General features: G+C 70.2%; 32 protein-coding genes, 1 tRNA gene and 1 pseudogene. 8 read left to right on the forward strand and 26 right to left on the reverse strand.

Annotation, left to right across the window (positions count from 1 at the left end):
* The first annotated feature begins 77 nt into the window (after positions 1–77).
* The gene (locus tag MYK68_RS18500) at positions 78–701 is read left to right on the forward strand and encodes a TM7S3/TM198-like domain-containing protein (protein ID WP_247865202.1); all 624 of its coding nucleotides are present in this window, start codon (positions 78–80) and stop codon (positions 699–701) included.
* Between the two features lie 31 nt (positions 702–732).
* On the opposite strand, the gene MYK68_RS18505 is transcribed toward MYK68_RS18500, so the two are convergent.
* From MYK68_RS18505 to MYK68_RS18535, 7 genes are all read right to left on the reverse strand, one after another.
* Positions 733–1,170, reverse strand: a complete 438-nt coding sequence (locus MYK68_RS18505) for an HIT family protein (RefSeq protein WP_247865203.1) — start codon at positions 1,168–1,170, stop codon at positions 733–735.
* 64 nt (positions 1,171–1,234) lie between these two features.
* Positions 1,235–1,462 (reverse strand): hypothetical protein, encoded by a 228-nt coding sequence (locus tag MYK68_RS18510; protein ID WP_247865204.1) that lies wholly within the window; start codon positions 1,460–1,462, stop codon positions 1,235–1,237.
* 217 nt (positions 1,463–1,679) lie between these two features.
* A complete protein-coding gene (locus tag MYK68_RS18515) occupies positions 1,680–3,179 on the reverse strand; it encodes a sensor histidine kinase (RefSeq protein WP_247865205.1) in 1,500 nt (499 codons plus the stop codon).
* Between the two features lie 7 nt (positions 3,180–3,186).
* A complete protein-coding gene (locus MYK68_RS18520; RefSeq protein WP_247865206.1) occupies positions 3,187–3,900 on the reverse strand; it encodes a response regulator transcription factor in 714 nt (237 codons plus the stop codon).
* A 59-nt stretch (positions 3,901–3,959) separates the two neighbouring features.
* On the reverse strand, positions 3,960–5,159 hold the full coding sequence (locus MYK68_RS18525) for a winged helix DNA-binding domain-containing protein (RefSeq protein WP_247865207.1): 1,200 nt from the start codon (positions 5,157–5,159) through the stop codon (positions 3,960–3,962).
* The gene (locus MYK68_RS18530; protein ID WP_247865208.1) at positions 5,140–5,541 is read right to left on the reverse strand and encodes a RidA family protein; all 402 of its coding nucleotides are present in this window, start codon (positions 5,539–5,541) and stop codon (positions 5,140–5,142) included. The genes MYK68_RS18525 and MYK68_RS18530 overlap by 20 nt, the downstream gene beginning before the upstream one ends.
* Entirely contained in the window at positions 5,538–7,100 is a 1,563-nt protein-coding gene (locus MYK68_RS18535; protein WP_247865209.1) for a carboxylesterase/lipase family protein, read from the reverse strand. The genes MYK68_RS18530 and MYK68_RS18535 overlap by 4 nt, the downstream gene beginning before the upstream one ends.
* A 390-nt stretch (positions 7,101–7,490) precedes the next feature.
* Between MYK68_RS18535 and MYK68_RS18540 the strand changes: the two are divergent.
* The 4 genes and pseudogenes from MYK68_RS18540 to MYK68_RS18555 all read left to right on the forward strand — a co-directional run.
* Positions 7,491–8,696: pseudogene (locus tag MYK68_RS18540) on the forward strand (hypothetical protein); the annotation flags it as partial.
* Entirely contained in the window at positions 8,693–10,027 is a 1,335-nt protein-coding gene (locus tag MYK68_RS18545) for a lipase family protein (RefSeq protein ID WP_247865210.1), read from the forward strand. The pseudogene MYK68_RS18540 and the gene MYK68_RS18545, both read left to right, overlap by 4 nt.
* A 103-nt stretch (positions 10,028–10,130) precedes the next feature.
* Positions 10,131–10,595, forward strand: coding sequence for a GyrI-like domain-containing protein (locus MYK68_RS18550; protein ID WP_247865211.1), 465 nt, complete (start codon positions 10,131–10,133; stop codon positions 10,593–10,595).
* Positions 10,596–10,899: 304 nt separating this feature from the next.
* Positions 10,900–11,148, forward strand: a complete 249-nt coding sequence (locus tag MYK68_RS18555; protein ID WP_247865212.1) for a hypothetical protein — start codon at positions 10,900–10,902, stop codon at positions 11,146–11,148.
* A 16-nt stretch (positions 11,149–11,164) separates the two neighbouring features.
* Here the strand turns inward: MYK68_RS18555 and MYK68_RS18560 are convergent, their stop codons facing one another.
* The 18 genes from MYK68_RS18560 to MYK68_RS18645 all read right to left on the reverse strand — a co-directional run bounded on the left by MYK68_RS18560 (position 11,165) and on the right by MYK68_RS18645 (position 20,704).
* Positions 11,165–11,374 (reverse strand): hypothetical protein, encoded by a 210-nt coding sequence (locus tag MYK68_RS18560; RefSeq protein WP_247865213.1) that lies wholly within the window; start codon positions 11,372–11,374, stop codon positions 11,165–11,167.
* Between the two features lie 1,042 nt (positions 11,375–12,416).
* Positions 12,417–13,151 carry a recombinase family protein gene (locus MYK68_RS18565; protein ID WP_247865214.1) on the reverse strand — a complete coding sequence of 245 codons (735 nt, stop codon included), beginning with the start codon at positions 13,149–13,151 and terminating at the stop codon, positions 12,417–12,419.
* A 209-nt stretch (positions 13,152–13,360) separates the two neighbouring features.
* Positions 13,361–13,570, reverse strand: coding sequence for a hypothetical protein (locus tag MYK68_RS18570; protein ID WP_247865215.1), 210 nt, complete (start codon positions 13,568–13,570; stop codon positions 13,361–13,363).
* On the reverse strand, positions 13,567–13,743 hold the full coding sequence (locus MYK68_RS18575) for a hypothetical protein (RefSeq protein ID WP_247865216.1): 177 nt from the start codon (positions 13,741–13,743) through the stop codon (positions 13,567–13,569). The genes MYK68_RS18570 and MYK68_RS18575 overlap by 4 nt, the downstream gene beginning before the upstream one ends.
* Positions 13,744–13,745: 2 nt before the next feature.
* Positions 13,746–14,603 (reverse strand): hypothetical protein, encoded by an 858-nt coding sequence (locus MYK68_RS18580; RefSeq protein WP_247865217.1) that lies wholly within the window; start codon positions 14,601–14,603, stop codon positions 13,746–13,748.
* Positions 14,600–14,944: a hypothetical protein gene (locus MYK68_RS18585; RefSeq protein WP_247865218.1), complete on the reverse strand. Its 345-nt coding sequence runs from the start codon at positions 14,942–14,944 to the stop codon at positions 14,600–14,602. Before MYK68_RS18585 ends, MYK68_RS18580 begins: the two co-directional genes overlap by 4 nt.
* Positions 14,941–15,330 carry a hypothetical protein gene (locus MYK68_RS18590; protein ID WP_247865219.1) on the reverse strand — a complete coding sequence of 130 codons (390 nt, stop codon included), beginning with the start codon at positions 15,328–15,330 and terminating at the stop codon, positions 14,941–14,943. Before MYK68_RS18590 ends, MYK68_RS18585 begins: the two co-directional genes overlap by 4 nt.
* Positions 15,327–15,713, reverse strand: a complete 387-nt coding sequence (locus tag MYK68_RS18595) for a hypothetical protein (RefSeq protein WP_247865220.1) — start codon at positions 15,711–15,713, stop codon at positions 15,327–15,329. Before MYK68_RS18595 ends, MYK68_RS18590 begins: the two co-directional genes overlap by 4 nt.
* Positions 15,710–16,372, reverse strand: coding sequence for a hypothetical protein (locus tag MYK68_RS18600; protein ID WP_247865221.1), 663 nt, complete (start codon positions 16,370–16,372; stop codon positions 15,710–15,712). The genes MYK68_RS18595 and MYK68_RS18600 overlap by 4 nt, the downstream gene beginning before the upstream one ends.
* A 40-nt stretch (positions 16,373–16,412) precedes the next feature.
* Positions 16,413–16,838: a hypothetical protein gene (locus MYK68_RS18605; protein ID WP_247865222.1), complete on the reverse strand. Its 426-nt coding sequence runs from the start codon at positions 16,836–16,838 to the stop codon at positions 16,413–16,415.
* A complete protein-coding gene (locus MYK68_RS18610) occupies positions 16,838–17,746 on the reverse strand; it encodes a helix-turn-helix domain-containing protein (protein ID WP_247865223.1) in 909 nt (302 codons plus the stop codon). Before MYK68_RS18610 ends, MYK68_RS18605 begins: the two co-directional genes overlap by 1 nt.
* A 208-nt stretch (positions 17,747–17,954) precedes the next feature.
* The gene (locus tag MYK68_RS18615) at positions 17,955–18,158 is read right to left on the reverse strand and encodes a helix-turn-helix transcriptional regulator (RefSeq protein WP_247865224.1); all 204 of its coding nucleotides are present in this window, start codon (positions 18,156–18,158) and stop codon (positions 17,955–17,957) included.
* Positions 18,159–18,363: 205 nt separating this feature from the next.
* The gene (locus MYK68_RS18620) at positions 18,364–18,720 is read right to left on the reverse strand and encodes a hypothetical protein (RefSeq protein WP_247865225.1); all 357 of its coding nucleotides are present in this window, start codon (positions 18,718–18,720) and stop codon (positions 18,364–18,366) included.
* The gene (locus MYK68_RS18625) at positions 18,713–19,339 is read right to left on the reverse strand and encodes a hypothetical protein (protein WP_247865226.1); all 627 of its coding nucleotides are present in this window, start codon (positions 19,337–19,339) and stop codon (positions 18,713–18,715) included. Before MYK68_RS18625 ends, MYK68_RS18620 begins: the two co-directional genes overlap by 8 nt.
* Before the next feature lie 32 nt (positions 19,340–19,371).
* A complete protein-coding gene (locus tag MYK68_RS18630) occupies positions 19,372–19,716 on the reverse strand; it encodes a hypothetical protein (RefSeq protein WP_247865227.1) in 345 nt (114 codons plus the stop codon).
* A gap of 3 nt (positions 19,717–19,719) precedes the next feature.
* Entirely contained in the window at positions 19,720–20,274 is a 555-nt protein-coding gene (locus tag MYK68_RS18635; RefSeq protein ID WP_247865228.1) for a hypothetical protein, read from the reverse strand.
* Positions 20,271–20,501, reverse strand: coding sequence for a hypothetical protein (locus tag MYK68_RS18640; RefSeq protein WP_247865229.1), 231 nt, complete (start codon positions 20,499–20,501; stop codon positions 20,271–20,273). Before MYK68_RS18640 ends, MYK68_RS18635 begins: the two co-directional genes overlap by 4 nt.
* Complete coding sequence (locus MYK68_RS18645; RefSeq protein ID WP_247865230.1) at positions 20,498–20,704, reverse strand: helix-turn-helix domain-containing protein; 207 nt, start codon at positions 20,702–20,704, stop codon at positions 20,498–20,500. The genes MYK68_RS18640 and MYK68_RS18645 overlap by 4 nt, the downstream gene beginning before the upstream one ends.
* A gap of 113 nt (positions 20,705–20,817) precedes the next feature.
* On the opposite strand from MYK68_RS18645, the gene MYK68_RS18650 reads away from it, so the two are divergent.
* Both MYK68_RS18650 and MYK68_RS18655 read left to right on the forward strand, forming a co-directional pair.
* Complete coding sequence (locus MYK68_RS18650; RefSeq protein ID WP_247865231.1) at positions 20,818–21,438, forward strand: helix-turn-helix domain-containing protein; 621 nt, start codon at positions 20,818–20,820, stop codon at positions 21,436–21,438.
* A complete protein-coding gene (locus MYK68_RS18655; RefSeq protein ID WP_247865232.1) occupies positions 21,438–22,616 on the forward strand; it encodes a tyrosine-type recombinase/integrase in 1,179 nt (392 codons plus the stop codon). The genes MYK68_RS18650 and MYK68_RS18655 overlap by 1 nt, the downstream gene beginning before the upstream one ends.
* A gap of 66 nt (positions 22,617–22,682) precedes the next feature.
* On the opposite strand, the gene MYK68_RS18660 is transcribed toward MYK68_RS18655, so the two are convergent.
* Positions 22,683–22,754: transfer RNA gene (locus tag MYK68_RS18660), tRNA-Thr, on the reverse strand.
* A 6-nt stretch (positions 22,755–22,760) separates the two neighbouring features.
* Here MYK68_RS18660 and MYK68_RS18665 point away from each other — a divergent pair.
* Complete coding sequence (locus MYK68_RS18665) at positions 22,761–24,245, forward strand: threonine/serine exporter family protein (protein ID WP_247865233.1); 1,485 nt, start codon at positions 22,761–22,763, stop codon at positions 24,243–24,245.
* Positions 24,246–24,282 lie beyond the last annotated feature (37 nt).

The following is a 24,282-nucleotide window of genomic DNA, read 5'->3' on the forward strand; positions in this document are numbered from 1 at the left end:
CGCGGTGCGACTCGGAGGTGGGTTCACACCTCAGCCAGCGGCCGACGAGCCGGCCCGCGGAAGGCTACGATCTGCGCATGACGTCGAACATCGTGATCGGGATCGTCGCCATCCTCGTGGGTGCGGTCTTCTGTCTGCGCGGCGTGGTGGCGATGCGCATCGTCATCACCGTCTGGGGCGCCTTCGTCGGCTTCAATCTCGGCGCGGGTCTGGTCTCGGCGATCGGCGACCAGGGATTTCTCACCTCGGCGCTGGGGTGGGTCGTCGGTATCCTGCTCGCGGTCGTCTTCGCGCTGCTGGCCTATCTCTACTACGCGGTGGCGGTCCTGCTGGCGATGGCGTCGATCGGCTTCGCGCTGGGCACCGCGGTGATGGCCGCCGTCGGCGTCGACTGGAACTGGCTGGTGATCGTGGTCGGCGTCGTGGTCGGCGTCCTGCTGGCCTGGGCCGCGCTCGCGATGAACCTGCCCGCCATCCTGCTCGTGGTGCTGAGCGCGCTCGGCGGTTCCACGGCCATCGTCGGCGGCCTGATGCTGCTGTCCGACACCATCCGCACCTCGGAGTTCAGCGACGGCGACGTGACCGCGCGCGTCTCGCACGGCTGGTGGTGGTACCTGCTGTACTTCGTGTTCGTAATCACCGGGATCATCGCGCAGGCCAAGGTGATCGGCCGCAACAGCGACCTGCAACAGCAGTGGTGACCGCGCCGGGGCGCGGCCACCGCGGCCGTCGTCAGGAAGCGGGCTCGTCCGGCACGTTCTCCTGGTAGCCCATCGCCCGCAGCGAGGCGCGGATCCGGCGGGCGGACTCGTCCAGCACGTCCGGATCCGGGTTCTTCTCCGCGGCCCGCAGGTCGAACAGGTCCTCGCTCCACGCGGGGAACACGTGGATGTGCAGGTGCGGCACCTCGAGGCCGGCGATCAGCAGACCCATGCGCGGGGCGTCGTAGGCCTCCTTGATGGCCCGTCCCAGCTTCTGCGAGACGTCCGAGAGATGCGTGAACGTGGGGGTGTCGATCTGCTCCCAGTGGTCGATCTCCTTGCGCGGAACCACCAGCACGTGCCCCGGCGTGACGGGGTTGATGGTCAGGAACGCGACGCACTGGCCGTCCTTCCAGACGAAGCGCCCGGGCAGTTCTCCGTTGATGATCTTGCTGAAAATCGAAGCCATGACCTCAGCCTAGATGGCGCGGGCGGTGTCGGCACCCGGACCAGACAAGGGGCGGCCGGGCGACTCAGACCGCGCGCAGTATCGACAGGATCATGTCGGCGTGGACCTCGTACACCGGCGTCAGCAGCGTGTCCGACCCGTAGATCCAGGGACCGGAGCGGTCGCTGATCGACACGTGCGCACCCGGCCCCTGCACGCGCGCCCGGATCGTCAGCGGAAGGTTCTCGCGGCCGAACCGATTGCACACGCCGAACAGCCGGTACAAGAACGCCGAACCGACCCGGCCCGACACTTCGCCGGACTCCGACTCGACGACGTGCGTGGCGACCCGGTGGAGCCGGACGACGATTTCGCGATACGGATCCGGCGCGTCGATCGCGACGTACTCGTCGTGCCGGTATCGAACACCGCCCCATCCCCTACGAGTCCCCGCCTTCTCAGTCGTCAGAGGAAGAGTAGGGCTCGCACCCCGCTGTGGTTCATCTCACGCGCCCGGCCCGGGCCGAAGGTCACTCCGGCAGATCGAGCCGCGGCAGGACGAACCAGAACCGCGCGCCCTCCCCCTGCCGGGACGCCACGCCGACGGTGCCGTCGTGCGCGGCGATCAGCGCGGCCACGATGGACAGGCCGAGGCCGCTGCCGCCGGACGACGAGTCGCGGTGCCGGGAGTCGTCGCCCCGGTAGAAGCGCTCGAAGACGCGGTCGGCGTCGTCCTCCGACAGGCCCGGCCCCTGGTCGATCACTTCGACGCGCACCCGATGGTCGTCGGCGGACAGTTCGACGATGATCGGCGCGGGTTCGGGCGCGTGGGTGATCGCATTGCCGATCAGGTTCCGCAGCACCTGGGTGAGCCGGGCGGGATCGCCCTCCACGTACGGTGGCAGGTCACGATCGGTGCGGTCGACGACGATGATCTCCCGGTCGGGCGCCGCCGCACGGGCCGCGGCCACCGCGTCGTCGACCAGACCCGGAATGTCCACCGGCGACTTCGCCAGCGGCCGCTGCGCGTCGAGCCGCGCGAGCATCAGCAGATCCTCCACCAGCAGGCTCATCCGGTCGGCCTCCGCGGAGATCCGGGCGACGCCGTCCGCCGGATCGGGCATCATGCCGGCCCGGATCAGGTCGGAGAAGCCCTTGATCGAGGTCAGCGGGGTCCGCAGCTCATGCGAGGCGTCGGCGACGAAGCGCCGCATCCGGTCCTCCGAGCCCCGGGCCCGCTCGGCGGACGCCCGGGCCTGCTGCTCGGACGCACGCGTCGCGGCGAAGGCCGAATCGATCTGGCTGAGCATCGCGTTGAGCGACGACGCCAGGCTCGCGACCTCGGTTCCCTGCCGGAACTCGGGGACGCGCTGGTTGGACTCGCCGCCGGCGATCGCGTGCGCGGTCTCCTCGACCCGCCGCAGCGGCCGCAGCGACGAGTTGACCAGCAGATAGCTGAGCAGGCCGAGCGCGGCGACCACCAGCAGGCCGATCCCGGCCTGCAGCCAGATCAGTCGGCTGAGGGTGTCGTCGAGGTCCTTGAGCGGGGTGGCGACCACCACGCTGCTGGTGCCGTTGGTCCGCTGGATCACCCGCCAGTCCGGGCCACCGCTGGCCGACGGCACGGTCCGGGGACCGATGTCGCCGTTCGGGAGGCTGGACAGGTCCGGCAGCCAGTCGTAGTCGCTGACGGTGAACTGCTCGCTTCCGGCGCTGAGCTGGACGAAGAAGTTCGACGGCGGGCGGCGCGGTCCGGGACGGTGATCCGGGGTGCCGCCCCCCGGTTGCGGGAGGGGCCGCGCCCACGTGTTGGTCGCCTCGATGAGGCTGCCGTCGACACGGTTCATCAGGTCACTGCGCATCGCGGAGGTGACCGCGACACCGGAGGCCACCAGCCCGACCACGACCAGCGCGAGGGTCAGCGCGACGAGCGAGATCCGCAGCGGGATCCCGCGTCGCCGGGCGAGGACCCGGGATGGCGGGACGACCGACGGGGGCGCCGGAGCGGCCGGCGGCGGAGCGGCGGTCACGGCCCGGTCATTCCCGCGGCTCGCGCATCACGTAGCCGACCCCGCGCAGCGTGTGGATCAGCCGCTTGGGCCCGGTGTCGATCTTGCGCCGCAGGTACGACACGTACGACTCGACGACGTTCACCTCGCCGCCGAAGTCGTAGTTCCAGACGTGGTCCAGGATCCGCGGCTTGGACAGCACGGTCCCGGCGTTGACCATGAAGTAGCGCAGCAGGGTGAACTCGGTCGGCGAGAGCGCGACCAGCTCGCCGTTCTTGAACACCTCGTGGGTCTCGTCGTCCAGTTCCAGATCGGCGAACCGGATCCGGGTGGGCTCAGCGGCCTCGTCGCCGAAACCGCTGCGCCGCAGCAGCACCTCCAGCCGGGCGATCACCTCTTCCAGGCTGAACGGTTTGGTCACGTAGTCGTCGCCGCCGATGGTCAGGCCGTTGACCTTGTCGGCCACCGAATCCCGGGCCGAGAGGAACAGCGCGGGCGCCGAGATGCCGTCCGCCCGCAGTCGCCGCAGCACCCCGAAGCCGTCCATGCCTGGCATCATCACGTCGAGCACGACGACGTCCGGCCGCACCGATCTGGCCAGGTCGACGGCATTCGGCCCGTCGGTGGCGGTGGTGACGTCGTAGCCCTGGAACTTCAGCGAGACGGACAGCAGCTCGCGGATGTTCTCCTCGTCGTCGACGACGAGGACCTTCGCGGGCCGGGCAAGGCTCGATGAACTCATGGTCACCACAATCTACCGAGCCGCTGCACCCCGCCTGGATGATTCCTGTGAGGTCGCTGTCAGCGATGCCTGCGCGTCTGCGGCGACGGATAGCCGGTGACCAGCTTCTCCTCGCCGAGCCACGCGGCCAGTTCTTCGGCGCGCAGATCGAGCGCGCGACGCGCCGGTGCGGGCACGTCTTCCAGCAGCAGCACCTCGACGGACGACGACTCCGGGCGCCGGATCCAGCCGCCGACGATCCGGCCGTCCCACCACGCCGTCTGCCCACCGTTGCCGGTGGCGTCGAAGATCTCGGCGGCGTGCGGCCCCAGGTAGAAGTCGCGCTTCTTGTAGCCCATCGTGGTGGGATCCAGCTCCGGCAGAAGCAGTGCGCGCGGCGGCCCGGGCTCGACGTCGTCGAGGTCGTCGGGCAGCAGATGACCGACGTCGCCGGAGTCCAGGGCCACCTCGACCGCGTCGACCGCCGACAGGGCCTTGCGCACCGCGGTCTTGGTGGAGCCGAGCCACCAGACGAGGTCTTCTTCGGTACCCGGCCCGTAGGTGCGCAGCCAGCAGCGCACCAGCTCGGCATGGCCGTCGTCGGGCGTGGCGTGCGGCAGTTCCGTTCCCAGCCACGAGGTCATGGTGGTCCACGTGTTGCGGGCGGTGTTCCACGACCCGGCGCCGTCGCCGCGAACGATGTCACCGCGGGCCGAGAGGTGATTCAGCAGGCGCGGCAGCATCGGCGCCGCCCCGCCGTAGGTCTTGCCCGGGTGCACGTCGACGGACAGGTCGTACTCGGGAAGCGCGGCCCGCAGCTGCGCGGTCGTGAGCGACTCGGCGGCGAGCGTCGCGAGCACCGCCTCGCTCGCCGCGGCGATCCAGCCCTCGGGGTCGGGTACCGCGGCCTCAGTGCCGCTGACCGGGCTCCGCCGCAGTTCGCGCAACATGTTGGTCCGCTCCGACGCCGCCACCCGGGCGCCGATCGCCCCGACCGCGGCGGCCAGCAGCGGCCGGGTCAGCACGAACAGGGTGCGCCGCATCGCGAGCTGTTTGACCAGCGCCCGGTCGTCGTAGAGGGCGGACTCCAGGTCGCCGGGGCGCACGCGCGGGTCGCGGGCCCAGGCCGACAGGTGCACGGTCGACGACGTCGTCGCGTGAAACCCCGCGAGCGTGCCGGCCAGTGCGACGGGCGAGTCCGCGGGCCGCGGTCCGGGCGCGGGGAACTGCCGGAGTTGCAGCCGGGCGCGTCGCTGATCGTCACCGATGGACGGACGCAATCGCCTCCACCTCCACCCGCTGACCCCGGTACGGGAGCGCCGCGACACCGAGCACGATCGCCGGCGGGGTCACCGCGAACCACTCGTCGACGATCCGCCAGACCTGGCCGAGCACGTCGTGGTCGTCGGTGACGACGTAGACGGTCAGCTTGACCAGCCCGTCCGGGCTCGCGCCCGCGGCGGTCAGGACGGTGGCCAGGTCGGCCAGGCAGCGGCGGGCCTGGGCGCTCGGGTCGCCGGGCGAGTCGAGGGCGCCGGACGAGTCGAGCGGCGAGATGCCCGCGGTGAACAGCGTGGCCCCCGCCGGCGCCACCGCGGCGTGCGAGAAGCCGCCGTCGTGCAGTCCCGCGGCGTGAATCCGCCGAACGCCGGGCCCGCTCACCGGAAGCTCAGCACGTCGGAACCCCAGGCACGCAACAGGTTCCGGTCCAGCTCGGTCACCGCGGTGTCCTCGGCGCCGATCAGGAGGGAATGCTGACCGTCGGTGGTGTACGGCTGCCAGAGCGCCGGGGAGTCGGCGACGGGATCACCGCCGGCGGCGAAGCCGAGCCAGCGCTGCTGCATCCGCCGGCGCACTTTGGCGCCGGTCTTGCGGCCGCCGAGCCGATAGCTGATGTCGAGCTTGGTCGATGCCGGGTTGCCCCACACGTACGGCAGCTCGGTGGCGTGGGTGGCGCCGATCCCGAGGACCCGGAACAGCGGAGTCGCCCAGTCGTACCGGTAGAGGTGGACCGGGGCGCGGCGGCTGTGCGCTTCGGCGATCCAGAGCGCGGGCATCCGGAACGCGAGGTCGCGGGAGATGCCCATGGACTTGGCCGAACTGCGGCCGCGGTACGCACCGGAGACCTGGTCCTCGGGCGGGATGGCGAGCTCGGGCTGCTCCTGCGCGATCAGGTCGAACATGGCGCCGACCTGCTCCTGCGTGACCGGCATCAGCGGCGCCTTCATCCATTTGAAGAGCGACGTCTCGTCGCGGTTGGTGCCGATCATCAGCGGCACGTCGTGCGCGTCGCCCGCCTGGATCGCCTCCACCGGATCGCGCGGCACCAGATCGCCGTCGACCACCGGCGCGTAGGCGATGGTGCCCGGGTAGCGGATCGGAACGTCGTTGAAGACGCGGGTGCTGGCCGTGACCAGCGCGGCCACCGGCAGGCCCCGCAGTTGCTCCGCGGTGGCGCCTTCCGGCGCGTGCAATTCGGAGAGCAGGAGTTCGGTGTGGCGGACCCCGCGCTCGTGGTCGTAGATGCTGGTCGCCGGGGAGCTCTGGGCGATCGCGCGGGCGAACAGGCCCTCCGCGGCGGGGACGGCGAGCAGCGTGGTGACCAGGCCGCCGCCGGCCGACTCGCCGAAGACCGTGACGCGGTCCGGGTCGCCGCCGAAGCGCTCGATGTTCGCCCGCACCCAGCGCAGGGCCTGCACCACGTCCGACAGGCCGCAGTTGGCGTCGAACGCGGCCTCGGCCCCGGTGAGATCGCCGAAGTGCGCGAAGCCGAGCGCGCCCATCCGGTAGTTGAGGGTGACGACGACGGCGGGCAGTTCCTCGTCGAGCGAGGCCCGGACCAGCGCGGTGCCGTCGTACAGGGGCTGACTCCCGGAGCCGCAGATGTACGCCCCGCCGTGCAGCCATACGAGCACCGGGCGGCGCTCGCCTTCGGCGGCGGCGCCCGCGGGCGACCAGATGTTCAGGTAGAGGCAGTCCTCGTCGCTCGTGGTGCCCGGCCCGAGGTCGATCACCGGCATGGTCGGCTGCGGACAGACCGGCCCGAAGCCGGTGGCATCGCGCGGCTGAGTCCACGGCTGCGGGTCGCGAGCGCGGCGCCAGCGCAGCGGGCCGACCGGCGGTGCCGCGAACGGAATTCCGCGCCAGACGTCCACATCGGCGTCGCGGGATCCGCGCACCGGGCCGAAGGTGGTCTCGACGGTCACTGCGTCTGCACTCACGGTCTCCAGTGTGCCGCACCGGGAGTCGACCGGCCCGGGAGAGATGTGAATCACTTTGTTTCCCGATTCGAGATACACCCCACTCGCGCACCGCCGATCACCGCGCCGGGCGCCCACCAGAAACCCCCGGCACGCTGGGCATTCGCCGTCGGGCGACACGGCACCGGCACCTTACCGGCAGGTAACACGGACGTGACTCCGCAACAACCGTGTGGTCCACTGACCACCGCGACGATAAGACAGTTACCGAAATCTGTCTCATTGTCCTGATCGCACCGTTCGTTCCCGGCCGGTGCGCAATCGGCACGACACCGAAGGACCCGTCATGTCTCGCACGGCCACCCGCAGCCACACCCGCCTGGGCGCCGCAGCCCTGGCGTTGCCACCGCCGTCACCGTCGTCGGCTCCGCGCTCACCGCGGCACCCGCGACGGCCGCCCCGCTCGACCGTTACCTGAACCTGCCGACGGTCAACCGCGACGCCGCGCACGGCCCGGGTGGCATCAACCCGATACTGCCCACCGACGTCCCGACGCTGAAGAAGCTGGTCGAGGCGGCCCGCGCCGACGGCGACGCCCCGTCGTCGTACCGGGCGCTGCTCCTCCAGTACTGGCTGGCCGAGGCGACCCACGCGGCCGGGATCGACCTGAAGTCGTGGGATCCGCGCGCCGGCGTGACGGCCAACCGCGGCAACCTGATCAAGTCGTACCGCTACTACGAGAACCTGCAGCTGGCGCACCGCGAACTGCAGTGGGCAGGCATGGCGGGCATGGTCGGCGCCGACTTCGGCGGCGGCCTGGCCGACTTCGAGCTCGCCACCAACGTCTACCGGATCGGGCAGCTGCAGCCGATCGCCAACGCGATCGTCTCCGAGACCAACCGCACCCTGGGGCCGGTGTTCGTCGACAAGCTCCCGGCCGGCCTGCGCGCCCTGGCCCGCGTCGGCGCCGTCATCTCCGCCGCCGACCTGTACAAGGTCCAGGGCGACATCCTGGTGATGCAGAAGAACATCTTCACCGACCTGATGCCGCAGCACCGGGCGTACGTCACCGGAGGCCTGCCTGCGCTCCGCGAGATGCACGCGGCCGGGCTGATGAGCGACGACATCCTGCATGCCTGGGAGCAGATCGCCTCCAAGCAGCCCGCCGCCGTGGCCGCGGGCAACGCCCGCCTGCTGCGTCGTGAGCAGGGCGAGGTGATCAAGGACCAGTGGGACGCCGTGCGCGCCTACAAGGGCGACATCGGCGAGGCCCTCACCTACGCCACCACCATCGCCGGATCGCCGTCGGTGGCCGGCGTGGTGCCGCCGCGCTCGTTCCACCCGATGCAGGTGACCGGTACCGGCCCCGACGGCCGGACCGCCACGCTCACCCTGCCGCTGGCGACCTGGAACTGGTCGGTGTACCCCGAGCGCTGGGAGTACATCACCGAGCAGCTGCTGCCCAAGTACAAGAACCTGGTCGACAACCACTGGGCCACCCTCCGCGCCCAGCTGCAAGTGCCCTACGAGCAGCAGTTCGAGTCGCACCGGCCGATCTGGAACATCGGTCCGACGCTGCAGTCCGCCCTCGACACGATGAAGGTGACCTACCAGTGAAACGCGCTCTCACCACCGCTCTCGCGACGGTCGGCACCGCCGCCGTCCTCGTCGGCGCCGTCGCTGCACCAGCCGCCGCCACACCCAACCGCACGCCCGGCCTCGGCGAGGTGTTCAACGGCTACGTCGTCGGCACCTTCACCGGAGCGAAGCTCGCGAGCCCCGAAGAGATCCTGCGGCCGCTCTCACCGGGCGACCCGTTCTACGCCGAGCCCGCGCTGAAACCGTCGGACACCCCGGGCACCGTGCTCAAGGCGAAGCAGGTCGACGTCCAGTTCCTCGGCGTGAAGCCGGGCAAGCTCGACGCGTGGAAGACGATGTACGTCACCACCGATCTGCAGGGCCGCCGCGACATCAGCACCGGCATCGTGATGATCCCGCGCGACGGCCGGAAGAACTCCGAACGCAAAGTCGTCGGCTACCAGATGGCCAACGACAGCGTCGGCGGCAACTGCCACCCCTCGGCGATGTGGACCGGCGCCGATCCGATGGACGGTGCGTCGTGGTCGGCGCTCGGGCCGCTGGCCCAGCTCCTCGGGAAGGGCTACGCCGTCGTGATCTCGGACGTCGGCAACAACGGCGACCTGAGCCCGCACGGTGTCTTCGCCGGCCGGTACAGCGCGATGACCACGCTCGACGGCCTGCGCGCCGCGCTGAGCCTGCACGACGCCGGGCTCTCCGCGAAGGCCCCGATCGGCCTGTTCGGGATCGCCGGCGGCGGCGTGGGCGCCGGTTTCGCGAGCGAGCTGGCACCGTCGTACGCGCCCGAGCTGAACATCCGCGCCACCGTCCTGGAGGGCATGGTGGTGAACTACCGCAACTTCATCCGCACCGCCGACGGCTCGGTCGGCTCCGGATTCGCGATGGCCACCCTGCTCGGCCTGGAACCGCATTACCCGGAGATGAAGATCGACGCCAAGCTCAACCCCACCGGCCGGGCGATCGCCGACTACTACCGCGGCCAGTGCCAGACGCCCGCCTACTTCACGATGCCGATGGTCCCGCTGCGCACCCTGTTCAACGGGCGGAATCCCGCCGACATCGGCGACTTCCAGCACGCCTACCGCGACAATCTCCTCGGCAAGGGCACGCCCGCCAAGAGCAACCGGATCCTGATCGCGTCGTGCGGGGCCGACGACTCCCCGATGTCGCTGGTGCCGGCCGCCGATTCGCGGAAGCTCGCCGGTCAGTGGCGCGGCCGCGGCGCCCGCGTCGACTACCAGCCGACCGACTGCAGCATGGTGAAGTTCCTGACCGACATGTACGGCTGGGGCACCGACCTGTTCGGCATGCAGACCGTCGACTGGCTGAACGCCGCGCTGAAGGCCTGACCCGACAGGCCGATCCCCCCGGACGGGCCCGCCGCGGAGAGTCGTGACGACTCCTCTCGGCGGGCCCGCGTGCGTGTCGCAGGACGGCGCTACCGTGGTCGCCATGAACGTTCCGTTGATCCTGCGCGACGAGCCCTTCACCGAACCGACCGAGGTGACGCTGCCCGAGGGCGTGGTCACCGTGAACGAGTTCTCCGAGGCGGTCTCCCTCGCCGACCTGCCGGCCATCTTCGACGCCGGCTACTCCTCGCTCGCCGAGGCCGGCCCGATCGGGCCGGGCTACGCCCTGTACTCCGGGCCGCCGAGCGGCTGGTTCGACCTGGAGATCGGCTTTCCGGTCGCGGCCGCGCCCGCCGGCTTCACCGCGGGCACCTTCCCGGCCGGTCGTGCGCTCGCCCTGAGTCACGTCGGCCCCTACGACACCCTCGGCGATTCCTGGGGATCGCTGATGGAGTCGTTCGCCGCGCGCGACCTGGGTGAGCCCCGGCTGATCGCCGAGGTCTACGCCACCGATCCCTCGGTCACTCCCGCCGCCGACCTCCGGACGGATCTGTTCGTTCTGTACTGAGCCGCGAGCGCGGGCAGCACGGCGTGGTAGCGCCGTGGTAGCACGGCACGGTAGCGCGGGTAGCACTGCACTGGCATACCGAAACGCGGTGACCTGGGCCGATGTGGAGCCCCCTGTCGGGTTTGAACCGACGACCTACGCTTTACAAGAACGGTCCGTGGTGTAGATGACGGTCCACCAGAGTCGCCTCACTCGCACTGACCTGCATGTATTGCCCAGCGACGCCCGGCCGTGCCCGCTCGTAGTGCACCAAGTTGAGGCACCGATGAGGCACCGAGCGACCGCCAGGTGCCATACTCGCCGCGTGTATGAGTTCGACTCCTTCTCGGTCCGGACGGCTGTTGCCGACATTCCGGCGATCGAGGCCGAACTCGTCCGGATCGGCTACGACGCCAGCACCACGCAGGTCGACGTTGAGGAAGACGTCGCGGACGGCGTGGTCGCCATCGACATTGAGTGCTTCCGCGGAGTTCGTGTTGCCGACGTGATGCCGAAGCTCCGCGATGGTCTCGCCGCCGTCGGGTACGAAATCGTCGATCCCGCTAGTCGTTGAACTGCCAGCAGGAGGGTCACCGGCGACGTCGCTGCGAAGTCGGCATGAGCGGGGTGCCGCGGAGAATCCAGTCGTTGACGTGCTCGGGCAGGTACTGGTGGCGGTGGCCCGTGCGCGGCAGCTCTTCGAGGGCGCCGGAGTTCGTCGCAGAGTTGACGTAGTTCCGCGATCGGCGCGTCAGCCGCATCACATCGGGCACGGTCAGGATCTCCAAGACGTCCGTCACGGCGTCCACGGTATTCCGACGTCCCCGCCCGAACAACCGAACGCTTGAGGCCGTGACCAGCAAAAACGCACACCTTGCCGATGGTGTCCTCGTTTCCCTTTGGAGGACGAGGCGCCCGGCGGTATGCCGAAATGGCGGCCAGCGCAGGCGGGAACGGGCGGGATACGATGGAGCCGTGCAGCCACGAGTAATCACCGTTGAGGCGCCGCGCGACGAAGTCGCCGCGGTCGATTCGGTCGTGCGTGCCGCCATTCCTTCCGACGCGTGGACGATCACCGAGCCCTGGACCGATGACCTTGGCGAACAGGTCATCGTCGATGTGCGCTCCTCGCTTTCGTCTCAGGACGCGGATCGTCTCGAGTTCGTCGTCGATGTTGCCCCAGTCGAGGTCTGCCTCGACCCGAGCTTCTGCCCATGGAGCCGTCACGCTGCTGACCGATCAGAGAGGGCCCGGCCCACGGCCAGCAGCTACGAACGTGCTTTAGGACAGGATAGACGGGGCCTGAGACAGGTCCGATCAGACCGAACAGCCACGAATCTGACGCGGGCTGCCTACGTTTAGGCGATGGAACCTCATTGCCCTGCGTGCGACAACGTACTGACCAGGAGGCCGCCCGGATATGGTCCCGGCGAGCAGTTGGACCATTGGGAGTGCTTCACGTCGAAGTGCGAGTACAAGTACCACCCTGCCGGCTACCTGGCAGCCCACCCTGACGCCGTGCCGGTCTGGCGGTCACGATGACGGAGTACACAGCCGAGGAACTCCGCCGCGCCGCTGATGTGCTGGAGGAATACAACCGGCGCCACGGAAGTCAGACCGAAGACCAGCCCACTCGCGCATCTACCTTGCGGAACGAGGCGGCCAGGGTGGGAGGGTGACCGCCGAGGTCTGATGAATGTAGGACCCCCGCCTCTGCGTTCTGACGGCCCATTATTTCGGGGCTTGCGGAGGATTGGGTCCTACACGGTTCAGCGTACCCCGACCCGACTGCGGACTTGTCTGACCAGCCTTTTCCACGACGCCGCGGAGAAGATCAAGGTCTCAGCCGAACAGCTTGGCGGCGATGGCCTGCCCACGCTGGGAGTCCATGGCGCGCTGGACCTGCGGGGCATGCCACTGCTCTTTGCCGGCGCCGGTGCGGATGCCGTCGGCCATGAGTCCCTGCGCGATGGCGCGGAGGGACTGGCCCTGCGATGCCTCGGTGATGATCCTGGTGAGCACGTCGTCGTCCAGTTCGGTGGGGCGACCGAGCTGGACACCGGCCGCTTTGCGGGTGGCGAGCGCTTCCCGGGTGCGCTGGGAGATCAGGCCGCGTTCCAGTTCGGCGAAGGTCATCGCCATGTGCGCGGCGGCCCGGCCCTGCGGGCTGCTGGTGTCGACGGCCATGTCGACGGTGACCAGCTGCCAGCCCTCGCGGGCCGATCGGTCGAGTAGCGCTGCCGCGTCGCTCATCGAGCGCGAGACGCGGTCGAGCTTGGCGGCGACCAGGATCGCGGCCTCCCGGTTGGCGAGCACGTCGAGCGCGGCGGCGAGGGCGGGCCGCTTCGAGGGCGCGAGACCGCCGGAGAGTCCTTCGTCGACGTGCCAGCCGGTGATGGTCCAGCCCTGCCGGTCGGCCTCGGCGACGATCGCGGCGCGCTGCGCGGCGAGGCCGGCGCCGGACTCGGCTTGCTCGTCGGTGGAGACGCGGAGGTAAGCGAGGACGGTGCCCGCGGGCGCGCTGGTGCTGACGCGGCGGCGACGGCCGGGGATTTGGACCGGGGCGGTGTTGCTCATGTCTCCACTGTAACACTAACGGTCATCACCGTTACAACTATTGCGGCGACTGGCCACAGCGACCGCGGCAACCAGGCCGCCGGCCAGACGCTACGGCCTGATGCCGACGAAGGCCGGGCACACGGTGAGGTGTGTGCCCGGCCTCCTATTTGCTGGCGCCAGCAAGAAGGTCCGGCGGTACCGTCACTGGCTGGTGTCGGTGTGACAGCTCAACCGACGACGGCGCGGAGTGCGATCACCGCGCCGTCGAGAGCGGCCCGCTGCGCCGCGGTCGCGTCGATCTCCCCCGCGTCGATCACCGAGCGGAGCCGGTCGAGGCGGTCAGCCACCTCGGCCGCGAGCGTCAGGCGCTCGGCCGGGGTGCCGGTGAACACGTCGGCCAGTGCGTCGAGGGGATCGTCGATCATGGGGTTCATCATGCCGTCCAGAGTTGCCACGGGCCGCGGTCATGCATGCTGCCGAGTCCGATCGAGCGCCGATGCATGTAGTGCTCGGTGCCAGCAGCGGTGAGGACCGCGGCGAGTGCTTCGACGGCGTCCTGATCGCCGATCAGGTGATGGGTGCCGTAGGAGATCCGGTATTCCCAGTCCATGGTCAGAGTCCTTCCGTGAGGTAGGCCGGGCGCGGGTCGACCAGCCTGGTCGAGGTCGTCGAGGTGCCGGCGCGGGCCCGGTCGAGAGCGGCGACAGCAGCCGGGCCGCCGGGGAGTGCGTCACCGACGGCGAGGAGATCGACGACGGCGTCGAGGAGCCGCGGGTGGACACCACCAACGGGGAGGAGCTGGCCGGTCTCGTCCCAGTACCGGCCGCCCGCGACGAAGCTGGTGAGCATGTCGTGGAGGTTGCGGCCGACAGCGTCCATCGAATCATCGGCGCCGGTGACGATGGTGTGTGTCGGCTCGAACGTTCCCCATGTCTCCCAGCTGGCGCCGTTCCAGGCCATCAGCTGGCCGGAGCAGTAGATGAGGGCGCGGCCGTCGCACACGTAGGCGTGTTCGCGGGCGAAGACCTGCGCGAGCCCGGTCACGTCCCACGGTTCGGGCAGCGCGTCTTCCCGTCCGCGGCGCGCCCACGACGACGGCGGGGCGAGCGGCCCGTCTGCGGCCGGCGCCGGATCGGCGGGCCGCCGGTACATCGTGGTGATGGTGTCGCGGGCCGCGGCTTCGAGGACGTCGAGGCGGCCGAACGGGTGCGTGGTGTCCCAGCCCTGCCCGCGGGCGAACTCGGCCAGCAGGTGACGGAACTCGCGCTTGTCGACGGGCACGTACCGGTCGTAGTGGTCGCGGCGCACGACGTCGGTGCCGTCACCGTAAAGGCCGGCGGTCCGGGCGAAGGCGCCCGCGAGCTCGTACGCCGAGAACCGGGGCGGCGCCTCGGCCTCAGCGGCGGCGCGGGCCGCGCACTCCGGGCACGGCTCGGTGGTGGGCGCCTTCGTGGCGCGGGTGAGTTTCATCGGAGCGTCTCCTTCTTGTTGAGGCTGGGGCGGCGGCGGGCCGGGTCGATACGGACTCGGCCCGGGTCGATACGGCGAGCGGCCGCGGTGATCGGGTCATCGTCGGCCGGCAGCGCGGCGACGGCGGCGCCGATGAACTCGGGCAACGCCAGCGCGAGCGCGTCCTTGGGCAGTTGGTCGAGGACGCCGCCGAAGATCCGGGGCAGCACCGCGGGGTATGCCTGGTCGCCGACGGTCTCCCGGACCTTGGTCAGGACGTTGTGGACAGCGGAGCGGTTACCAGTCGCGGTCAGTTCGGCGACGGCAGCAGCAGCGACCTTGTCGAGGTCGTAGTCGGTCATCGTGGAAGTTCCTTTCTTCGTGGTGTCACAGATGGGTGTGTCAGTGCCAGGACTGGGGCGCGCGAGTAGCGGGGCCGGTGCTGTCCGGTGGCCGGGCCGGTGATCGCCAACTCGCCGGAGGCGATCAGCTCGTCAAGGACCTCATCGGCGACGTCGTGCGCCGACACCAGGCCGCCGTACCGGTAGCAGCTGCACGCCTGCCGGAGCGCACCGCGAGTCGCCGGGTTGCGCGCCTTGGCCAGGATCGAACGGCGAGCGGTGTCGAGTGCTCGCGCTCGGGGCGGCATCGCCTGTCGCGCCTTGCGGCGCGCAGTCAGCCGGGCTTGCTCGGCGTCGAGCGCAGCGCGGAGCAACTGGACGTCAGCGCTGGACAGGTGAGGGCTCATCGTTGCCATCCCAGAGTCTCGGCGTCGACGGGCTCACCACATATCGCCGCTGGTGGGACGCATGTACAGGTCGGGCAGTCTCGCGCATGCGCGTACGCGCGCGCGAGTGTCGCCGACTCACCCGATTCACCGGCACTTACCTGTGTCTGGTCGAGTCGTCGTACCCAGTCGCGCGGGGTTTCTTCGAGGATCGGGCCGGCGCCGGTGGCGAGTCCTTTGCGGCGGAGCGCTGCGGCGGCGCGTTCCACCGAGTCACGCCTGTTCGATCCGTCTTCGTAGTACGCGCCCAAGTGCAGGGCGATCCGGTCGCGCGGGTGTTCGGGATCGGGGCGGCGGAGTTCGGCGAGCAGAAGCCGCTGTATCCGGCCGGGGCCGCGGCTCATGGTCGCTGCCCTTTTTGGGTTGGAACGTTGCAGGGCAGGGCGTGCGCGAGGTGCCCGGTGGCGGGGTGCCTGCGGAGGTCGAGGAGCCCTCGGCGGGTCAGGCGCCGGAGTGCGGCGGCTGCGGTGTCCTCGGTGACGGCGGCAGTGCGGGCGATGGTCTCGGCGGATACGGCGGCGGGCCGGTCTTCGACCTCGGCAAGGACGACGGCGAGGCAGCAGCGCAGTTGCACGGCGGTCAGGTCGGGTACGCCTTCGAGGTGGTGGAGCCAGGCGGCCAGCGCTTCCCGGCGCCGGGAGGTGGAGAGGGTCGCATTCCGAATGCGACCCTCGGCGCATTTGGTCTCGATGGTCTCCGAGAGCAATTGGGCGGCCGGGCTGGTGGTGTTGTTGCCCGGATCCGGGATCGGAGCAAGATCGGCGAGCGCCGCGTCGACCGCACCGCGCAGCTGGGCGAGACGGGGCGGCTCGGGCTCACCGCGGACAGCGGCCAGGCCGGCGCCGGTCGGGTCGGCAGTGACGACGCGGGCCCATAGGCCGGTGCGGTCGGGGTCGAGGGCGTCGATGACGCGGCTGTCGTCGAGGGCGATGCGGACCAGCAGGAGCCGGGCGGCGATGACGTCGGCGTCGGCCGGGACGTCGCTGGTGGGGATCGGGGTCATGGTGCTCCTCGGCTTATTGGTGGCGATGTTCATTAGGTCGTTACGGACGTTCTGCCGGTCCGCGGGCGAGTGGATAACTGCGGTCGGTCGGTAGGGCCGGAGGCGTGCGTTCAGCGCCGGGAATCAGGGGCGCGATGGCATTCGTGTCCGGGGCATTGCGGTGCGGCCGGGTGACGACCCGGCCGGCCATCACGGCGCCGATCGGGCGGCGCGAGGGAACCATGCCGTCGAGCCAGGCGGCACAGGCGTCCAGGGCCGGGCAGATGCGGCAGACCGCGAGTGCTCGGGTACGGCGCTGCGCGTCCGTCTGGTCGAGTTGGGCGCGGCGCGTCCCACCGAGTCGGCCGGCGGGCCGTTCGGTGGCGTCGAACAGGTCACCGCGGCCACGGCAGGCTGCGCCGGGCAGGCCGGGGTGGTGGTCGAGGATCGCGGCCATCAGCGCGACCGGACCCGCGTCGGCGCTCATCAGGCGCCCTCGGCGAGGGTCATCACGACGTCGACGAAGTCGCCCGGAGCCGAGTCAAGGTACCGGTGATAGGCGTCAGCGAGTAGCGCACTGAACCCGTCGCGGCTCAGGTCGTACGGCGGCAGCACGGACCCGCTCGGATCGGCGTGCATTCGGGCGTAGGCGACTTCGACGGCGCCGACAGAGTCGGGCGTGAGTCCGTCGGCGTTGAACCGGCCCGCGATGACGCGGCCCTCGTCGGTCAGCAGCTCGGACCATCGAGCAAACGGCGCCGGCGGTTGCGGCGCGCCCTCGACGGCGTCAATGTCGACGGCGGCCGGTTGTTCCTCGGCTGCGGCTGCTCCGCTGTTCCCCGTCTCGCGCGATGCGTAGGCATCCGTCGTCCCAGAGGCGGCAGCGCTGGGACTCGGTTCTGGTCCTCCACCAGGAGGGGATATGGATAAGGATCTATTGGGGGGGTCGATCGGCCCGGTTGATACGACCGATCGACCCGGTTGATACGACCGATCGGCCCGGTTGACATCGTCAGTCAACCGGGCGGATTCACCCGGTTGATCGTCACGACCGGGCGGATCGGCCCGGTTGATAGTGTCGGTGCTCAACCGGGCGGATTCACCCGGTTGAAGCCCTTGGCGCTCAGCAGCGACAGCAAGCACGGCAACCGGATCGGCGAGGGTCCATTCGCTCCCCCACGTCTGCCCTGAGTTGGAGCGGCCGCCGCGCTTGGTGCGGAGCACCAGACCGAGCGCACGCACCGACGACAGAGCAGCCCGGGCGGTATCCGGGTGAATCCCCTGTCGTTCGGCCAGCAACTCGGCAGAAACCACGGCACCGGCACCGGTCCGACCGTCGGCGCGGTTGAAGATCGCCCACAGCGCGGCGTGCTGCGCCCCGGACAGCTTGGGCACACACTCCACGGCCCGGGCCCACTCGTACTTGAAGCCGGGATCACCGCGCTCGGGGCGCGGCTTGTCGGTGGTCATCGGGTGCACCCTCCGGTGTCGCCCGGCCCGCGGCCAGCAGCGTTGTCGGTCCCGGCGTCTACTGTGGAAGGGACGGCAGGGTGATTCGTCGTGACGGCCTCGGAGTGGCTTCCGGGGCCGTCGTCATTGGTGCTCACCGGACGGGGCGGACGGTGCGGTCGTCGAGCCACCGGTCAAGGTCGGAGCGGCGATAGCGGACGGCAGCGCGGTCGTCGTCGCCGGTCTTCACGTACGCCGGCCCGGTGCCCTGCTTCCGCCAGGCACGGAGGGTGCCGGGCGTCATGCCGATGTAGGCGGCGGCCGACAGGGTGCTCAGGAGAGAGTCGGTCTCGGTCATCGAGGTTTCCTCGGTCGAGGTGGTCACCGCGGGGGCGCCCACCAGATGGAAGTGGTGGCGGCCCGGCCCACGGCCAGCGACTCACCTACAGGTGTAGCAGGTGCGTACGACGACGGGCACACATGGCAGAGTGTCCGCGCTGGCGATGGGCCGGGCCGACCGGGAGGTGCCGAGACTCAGGTACCCCGGATCTCGTCGGGCGTCATCACGACCGCCTACCCAGGTCGCGCCGGGCGTCGGCGGCCGAAGCGCGGAGGATGGGACGAAGGTCCACACCGGAGGCGGCGACGGCGTCCAGGGTCGACGCGAGGACACACCGGGTCATCAGGGACAGCGCAGCGGCACACAGGTAGCCGAAGTAGTCCGGATCATGCTTCCCGGACCAGTGGGCGGCCACGGCGTCGGTACTGGCGTCGTCCCCCGCGGTCGAGGCCATGTCGTACATCAGCACCGTGGCGTCGGCCTGCAACCGATCGAGGTCGACGTGTGCGAGGGGCATGCCCTGGTCGTCGACCACGTAGAACTCGGACGGCGGATTGTGCGGGTCGAACTGGTCAGTCATGCCGCGCGCTCGTCTCGGACTCGGCGAGATCGGCAGCGGCGTGCAGCAGCCGCGCGAGCTGACGGGCCTCGGCAGTGAACATGGTCAGCCACTCCTTGCCGACGGTCAGGCCGACAGTAAGGCCGGCGGTGCCCTGGAGCGGATACTGCTTGGCAGCCACCAGCAGGTGAGCCCGATCCATGTATGCGGCGCCCGCGTCGTCGGCGCGGCGTCGAGCGAGGGGCAGGACCGCCGGGGTCGAGCGGAATCCACCGAACCACGGGGAATGAGTGATCACGTCACGCTCAGGGGCCGCCCACGACGGCCGCTTGCAGCCGGTCAGGATCTCGGCGTCACCGTCGTGGTGAACCTCGGCGTCGACGTCGCACAGTTCGCGCCAGGTGGCCAGCTCGGCGGGCAGCGGCGGGCCGGGGCAGACGTCGGCGTGCTCGTCGAGCGCCCGATGCACCTTGCCCAAGCTGAGCTTCCAGTCGATCACCGGATCAGAGTCCAGGCGCACCCGGATCTCCGCGGCGCACTCGTCGCAGATGTAGACGTTCACCGGGGTGCCGTCGGGGTCGGCCTCACGGGTCCGGTCGTAGGTGAGCGCCGGGGCGTCGAGGTCCACGACGTCGGCCACGTTCAGAGACGGAGGGATCGTAGGGACCTCGGTCACCGGGCACCGCCGATCAGCGCGGCGAACTCGGCGGCCTGGACGTCGGTCACCGGCGGGACCGCGGCGCGCACGGCCTCCACCCGGGCGGCCAGCGGCAGCCGGGCACGGAACGCGAGCGCGGCGGCGCTGGTGTCGTCCGCCGCGAACGGGCACGGCGAGGACATGCCGGGACCGATGCCCGGCAGCTCCACCAGACGGACCGGGCTCGGCTCGTCGAGCAGCACGGCCAGGTCCAACAGGTCGGTGATGGTGGCGGGCTGCACCTGCGCGAGGGGGTGCGTCAGGCACACCACCTTGGACGGGCAGGGCACCGCGGTCAGGGTGCGGATAGGGTTGCTCATGAATCAGTTCTCCTTGTGAGTGCTGGTGGTGGACTCGGCGGCGCGCTGGTGCTTGGCGGTACGTGGCGCGTCGTCGAGTTGCTTTCGGTGGCGGGCAGGCGGCAGACCAAGCGACCTGCGGATCGTCGCGACCCGATGGACGCTGAGCCCGGTACGTCGCGCCGTCTCGGCGTTGGACACGGCCGGATCACCGGCGAGGATCAGCCGCGCGCCGACGATCCGCGGATCAAGAGTCCCCTGATAGCGGTTCTGGTGGCCGCGGTTTCGGTTGCGGCGCCGCGAGCGCTCATGCCCGACGACCTCCACCAGCCCGGACTGCACGGCGCCGTTGAACACCGCGCCGATCAGCTGCGCCCGGTGCGGCCCCGGGTGATCCGGCGCCAGCTCGGCGCACCGGCGCGCCACATCGTCCGGAGTGAACACCTCACCGGTGTCGGCCAGGGCGGCGATGGCCTCCCGGACGATCGCCGCGTAGCCGCGGTGCCCGGCGAGATCGGCGTCCAGGACCGCAGCGGTGCCGTCGTCGCGGCGCTGCGCCCCGCTCGACTCGGCACTCACGACGCACTCACCTTCGGAACAGCCCGATGGCGGCCGTCCGCACCAGCACCGAGATACGTCAGGGTGGCCTGGTTGATCTCCGCCTCGGCGTTCTCGTCCGGCGTCTGACAATCCGGGCACAGGTAGCCGACGGGCCGGCCGCCGCGCATGGTGACGTTCCAACCGGTCAGGGTGCGGCGCGCCCGCCGCTGGCACCGGCCGCAGCGGTACACCTTCGACGCGTTCACGCCGCGTCACCACCGTGAACGGGCAGGCTGGCGACGTACTCGGCGAGGAGCTCGTCGGTGGTGAACCGGCGGCGGCCCACCTTCACCGTCTTCAACCGGCCGGTCTTGATCTCTCGGAGCACGGTCGTCCGATGGAGACCGAGCGCGGAGACCATCGAGCGCTCACCGGACGGTGCTTCGATCGGGATGAGTTGGGAGGACACTTGGACACCTCAATTCGTAGCAGCAACGCAAGTAGTTGGTTGTAGTGCGTTGTCGCTACAAGTAGTAGACGACTCGTAGCTATCGCGCAAGCAGGCGCGTAATCTGCGTGTCCATGACGTGGAAGGTGCCCCCGAAGAGCTGGTCCGAGTCGGTCGCGGAGCGGGCAGCGACGTCGATCAAGGCGGCGCGCGAGCGGACGAAGACCAGCGCAGCGAAGTTGTCAGAGCGAACAGCGGAGCTCGGGGCGCCCGTGTCGCGGTCGGTCCTGTCGGACTTGGAGACGGGCCGGAAACGGAGTCTCGACGTCTCTGAGCTGCTGGTGATCGCGGCGGCGCTCGGTGTTCCGCCGATCTTCCTGCTATACCCCGGACTCTCCGACGACCAGATAGACGTCCTCCCCGGCCTACGCTCGTCGAGCAGGGACGCCGCCCGCTGGTTCAACGGCGAGGCCATCACCGCGACCAACAACGACGACAGAGATGAGCAGCGACTCGCGCACTTCGACGACATGGCCCGCGAGCTTGTCGAGGCATTCGCCCAACTCGCGCGACTCGACGAAGCGATCACGGCGACGGTGCGCACCCTGCCGACAGGCGACGACGGGCACCCCGTCGACGACGGCAGGCTAGATGGGCTCATGCGCAACCGGGATGAGCTGCGCGTCCGCATTGCAGACCTGGACCGCGCTGTTCACTCGGAGCGTGCCCGCATCGCCCGATCGGAGCGTGCGTGATGGGCCGGCAGCAGCTTCCCAGCGGGATCACGAAGGTGACGGTGAAGAACCGGCGCACCGGCAAGCCCGAACCACGCTGGCGGGTACAGCTGAACATCGGCGAAGGCGACCAGCGGCACCAGGTCCGGCGCTCGTTCACCACCGAAGCGGCGGCCCGCTCGTTCCGGTCCAAGACCCTCGGCGACGTCGAGGCCGGCGCCTACGTCCGCGGCTCACACCGCACCATCGAGCAGGCGTGCGCCGACTGGCTCACCTCCAAGCACAACCTGAAGTCGTCGACCCGGCGCGGGTACATCTCGGCGCTGCAGCCCGTGCGGGACCAGCTCGGCGAGATCGCGGTGCAGAAGCTCACGAAGCGGGATCTCGATGACCTGGTGGTGCAGCTGCGGGCGGGGCAGGTCGAGCGCGCCCTCGACGACGGCACGACGAAGGCGCGCAAGAAGTACGCGGCCCGGACCATCAACAAGATGATCGGCACCCTGTCCCAGGTACTCGCGTCCGAGCAGGCACAGGGCCACCTCGCGCGGAACGTCGCCGCGCTCGTCGATCACGTCCCCGTCGAGGCCAAGGAGTACCGGACCCTGACCGAAGCGGAGATGTACCGGGTCCTCGACCACCAGTGCCGGGACCGTCACCTGTGGACGCTGGCGCTGTACGGGCTGCGCCGCGGTGAGATCGCCGGCCTGCGCTGGTGCGACGTCGACCTGACAGCCGGGACGGTGACCATCCGCGAGACCCGGGTCGACGGCGTCGAGGGGATCGTCGTCGATACCCCGAAGTCGAGGACGTCGGCGCGGACGCTGCCTATGCCGGTCGACGTGGTGAAGGCGTTGAAGGCGGCGCGCAAGCAACAGTGGAGGGAGCGGCTGGCACTCGGCGAGGCGTACGCCGGCGGCGAGTATCTGGCGAGCGATGAGGCCGGGCGCCCGCTGAACACATGGCAGATCTCGGCGGGCTGGGAGCGGGTGTTGCGCGACCTCGGGATCGAGCGGGTGCGCCTGCACGATGCGCGGCACACCTGCGGGACGCTCATGCACCTGCGCGGCGTGCCGATCAGGGAGATCGCCCAGTGGCTCGGGCACAGCTCACCGGCGTTCACGATGGCGACGTACGTGCACAGCCAGGGTGAGGCACTGAAGGCAGCCGGACAGAGTTTCGATCGAGTTGAGGCAACGTGAGGCACCGAGCTACGACACCGGCCCTGGCCAGACGGTGAGATACCGCCGTGACCAGGGCCGATAGAGAGCCCCCTGTCGGGTTTGAACCGACGACCTACGCTTTACAAGAGCGTTGCTCTACCGCTGAGCTAAGGAGGCAGGTGCGTGCGTGAGTATATCCGCCGTGGCCTGAACCGTATCCTCGGCTCCGACCAGGCGACGATCGACACGATCGAGCCGGGCCGCATCGTCGTCACCCCGCGGAAGCCGATCGACCTGCACGACGAGGCCGCGATCACCGAGGTCCTCGACCTCGCCGCCCGCATCGGCGCGGTCCTGCTCGACTCGGGCACCGGGGCGATCGACACCCGCGACCAGGTGGCCTTCGTCGCGGGCATCTACGGGCTCGACGACGTCGACGTGGACGTCACCTTCAACACCGTCCTGATCTGCGCCCGGCGCGGCAGCACCCTGCCGCCGATCACCGCCTCGCGCACCGTCGCCTACCGATCCCTCGACTTCACGCGCCTCGCCGAGACGGACCGCCTGGTGCGCCGCATCCGCGGTCTGGCGATCAGTCCGGCGTCGGCGCACCGGATCGTCGACGTGATCATCGCCGCCCCGCACCCGTACGCGCGGTGGATCTCGACGCTCGCGTGGGGCGTGATGGCCTACGGCGTCGCGGTCTTCCTCGCCGCGGGCTGGCTGATCGGCCTCACCGCGTTCCTGTCCTCGGTCTCGATCGTGGTGATCAACCGCTACCTCAACCGGATCGGCACGCCACCGTTCTTCCAGCAGATGACCGGCGGGTTCGTCGCCGTGCTCCCGGCCGCCGTGCTGTTCCGGATACTGGAGTTCACCAGCTACGACATCAATCCGGCGAAGATCATCGCCGCCGGGATCGTGGTGCTGCTGTCCGGGCTGTCGCTGGTCGGCGCCGTGCAGGATGCGATCACGGGGGCCCCGATCACCGGCACGGCGCGGTTCACCGAGGTCCTGGTGATGACCGGCGGCATCCTGGTGGGTGTCGCCCTCGCCGTGCGGTTCGTCGGCCTGTTCGGCATCGAGCTGCCGGAGCTGACCACCATCGCCCCGTTCGGCGCCTCGGATCTGCCGGCCCGGATCATCGGCGGCGCGATCGTCTCCGGCGGTTTCGCCGCGGCGAGTTACGCCGAACGACGCGCCCTGCCCGCGGCGATCGTGTCCGGCGCACTCGGTTCGGGCGTGCAGGGCGTCATGGCCGTCTACAGCACCAGCCCGCTCATCGGCTACGCGGCCGCCGCGGTGGTGGTCGGCCTCATCGGCGGCGTCGCCGCCCGCCGCGCCCTCACTCCGCCGCTGGTCATCGCCATCGCCGGCATCACCCCGATGCTCCCCGGCCTCGCCATCTACCGCGGCATGTACGGGCTGCTCAACAACGACCCCGGTCGCGGCGGCGCCGAGATGGCGACCGCCTTCGCACTCGGCTGCGCCCTCGCCGCCGGTGTGACCCTCGGCGAGTTCATCGCCCGCCGCCTGCGCAGACCGCATCTGTCACCGGCCATTCCGGACGCGCTCCGCCACGTCCGTCCTCCCGTGCCCCCGCTGACGCCCCGGCGGATCCGCGATCGGGCCCGCCGACGCCGGCCCCCGCCACGCGGTCCCGCATGACAACGGCACCGGGGCGGGTCACACGTGCAGACAGCGA

The sequence above is a fragment of the Gordonia sp. PP30 genome, assembly GCF_023100845.1.
In the GTDB taxonomy this organism is placed as follows: Bacteria; Actinomycetota; Actinomycetes; order Mycobacteriales; family Mycobacteriaceae; genus Gordonia.